The organism is Vibrio marinisediminis, assembly GCF_014050145.1.
Lineage (GTDB): Bacteria > Pseudomonadota > Gammaproteobacteria > Enterobacterales > Vibrionaceae > Vibrio > Vibrio marinisediminis.
In genome coordinates, this window is record NZ_JACFYF010000172.1 from 1 (window position 1) to 298 (window position 298).

The following is a 298-nucleotide window of genomic DNA, read 5'->3' on the forward strand; positions in this document are numbered from 1 at the left end:
TGTCCACAACAATTTTCACACCGTTGTCTTCAAAAACTTTGTCTTCTTCTAGTTGTTCCTTATCAAATTTTAAATTGTAGGATAAACCAGAGCAACCTCCGCTTACTACACCAACACGAACAAAATCTGTTGTTGCGTCATAGCCATCTTCAGTCATAAGTTCTATGACTTTCTTTTTAGCTGTTTCAGATACTTTTATCATATTCTTAATTAGATTATCTCTAAATAGAGTGCAAATATACAATATAAGTCACGGATTACCATATATACTAACATTATATTAGCATATGTTATAATA

General features: G+C 30.9%; 1 protein-coding gene. It reads right to left on the reverse strand.

Annotation, left to right across the window (positions count from 1 at the left end):
• The coding region (locus H2O73_RS23830) for a HesB/IscA family protein (RefSeq protein WP_182110776.1) at positions 1 to 202 on the reverse strand (202 nt) is incomplete at its 3' end.
• Between the last annotated feature and the right edge of the window lie 96 nt (positions 203 to 298).